This is a genomic window from Blautia glucerasea (genome assembly GCF_013304385.1).
In the GTDB taxonomy this organism is placed as follows: domain Bacteria; phylum Bacillota; class Clostridia; order Lachnospirales; family Lachnospiraceae; genus Blautia_A; species Blautia_A ammoniilytica.
On record NZ_JAAITU010000115.1, the window covers coordinates 1 to 1,598 of the forward strand.

Genomic DNA, 1,598 nt, shown 5'->3' on the forward strand with positions numbered 1-1,598 from the left:
TTTCCCTTATGATTTCTTCTGCAATCTGCCTTATACTGTAACCGGATTTATAAGCCCGGTACATGCTTGTCGTAGTCGCACCAAATCTTATCGGCTCGTTTCCTTCCTGAATCACCAGACTTTCTTCCAGCATATTGCCATCTGCCGGTTCATAACAGGCATATTCTTTTTCAGTAAGGCGTTCCTCTATCTCTGCTAACATCTGATTTTTAAATTCCATGTAATCCATCTGCAATTCCTCCGTTATTTTTACTCTTTGTAGCTCCGCAGCGGTACTTCTGACTGCCGTACATTTTTTCTTGGGTCTGACATAACTAAATGCTGCGTCATCCCATATCTACAATTTACAGCTTCTCGATTAGCCGTCCATAATCAGGCGGCTGATTTTGTTCGTTTCAGTCCATTCAGTGCTCTTTTCCTTGATACCTCATCCAGTTCGCAAAGAGACTTAACACCATACCGCTTTAGAATCTGTTCCTCTGGCACTTTCGTCCTTTCCAGCTCCCTGTACAGTTCCTGCCATTCCTCGTTTGCATCTCCATTGTTCTTCTCTGCAGCGTTTAAGTTTCCCCATCTGAAAACCTCTGCTTTCTTCTGATTGATAACCGAAATCCCTGTAATGACCTTATCTGCCGAAATAGTGATTGCACTTACACTGAAACTGTCTTTCACAACCTTCTTCCGGTCTTTCTCTGTAACCACCACTTTACTGGCTGGGATAAAAATGAAGGGAGCCGTATACAGCTCCCTTCCAATCCCCAGATTCACGCACGCTCTTTTGAACGAATCCGAAGCAGCACTTTTCTCCTTTTCAAAATCCCCTGTTGTTCCCACATCCTGCTTGGAAATCCAGGTCTTTTTCTCCGGGTCCCAGATACTCACGGTACAGTACAGGGAATTTCCAATCATCATATGGCTTCTCTGCCAGCCATATATGCCAAAGACTTCATCCAGGATTGCCTGGTCTACCCTTGCATTCTTATATAACAGAAGCGAGATTCCTTTTTCACCGATACTTCCTACCCTGCATTCGATTTCATCTGCATGTAAGCTTCTTATCTTCGATTCCACAGCCATAGTACCAGCCCCCTTTAAGACGCAATAGACAGGGTGCGGTAAGCATTTACACTGGTATACTGGTTATAAATCTCCGGCTTCTCTGCTTTCAGCCTCTTAGAATCCAGTAAATTCTTCTCAATCCGTTTCCAGCGTACAATCTGCCCATTGTCAAATTTTCCCTCTTCATGCTCCCCAAGGGCAGCTTTTAGCTGATTGGAAAGGCCGGTTTTCCGCTTCTCCATATCCTTCAGCTGGTCACTTACATCTTGGTATTCCTCCAGGACTTTCACCAGGGAACGGTCAAGCGGGACACTGTCCTTCACGGATTCCTTGTACTTTCTGTCCAGAAACTCTTTCGTTGCCTCGGAGTCATCTATCTCCGGACGGATATCACACTTTACGTTATACTCCCAAAACTTTTTCTCTGCATAGACCAGGTCAGCAATCATCTCTTCATCACGCAAGATTGTATAATATATAAAATGGTTGCCGCCGATCAGAGCCGCAATGTACGCTTTCTGCATATTGCAGACTGCCAG

Annotated in this window: 2 protein-coding genes and 1 pseudogene; all 3 read right to left on the bottom strand. The window is 44.7% G+C overall.

Annotation, left to right across the window (positions count from 1 at the left end; genetic code table 11):
• Positions 1 to 229, bottom strand: a 229-nt coding sequence (locus G5B11_RS18605) for a hypothetical protein (RefSeq protein WP_173729321.1), incomplete at its 3' end; no start/stop codon positions are given.
• A 143-nt stretch (positions 230 to 372) separates the two neighbouring features.
• A complete protein-coding gene (locus G5B11_RS18610) occupies positions 373 to 1,077 on the bottom strand; it encodes a hypothetical protein (protein ID WP_173729322.1) in 705 nt (234 codons plus the stop codon).
• Between the two features lie 14 nt (positions 1,078 to 1,091).
• Positions 1,092 to 1,598 (bottom strand): annotated as a pseudogene (locus tag G5B11_RS18615) (hypothetical protein); the annotation flags it as partial.

Excerpts from the sequence above, each read along its gene's own strand:
- G5B11_RS18610 (WP_173729322.1), bottom strand. The coding sequence starts at position 1,077 with ATGGCTGTGGAATCGAAGATAAGAAGCTTACATGCAGATGAAATCGAA.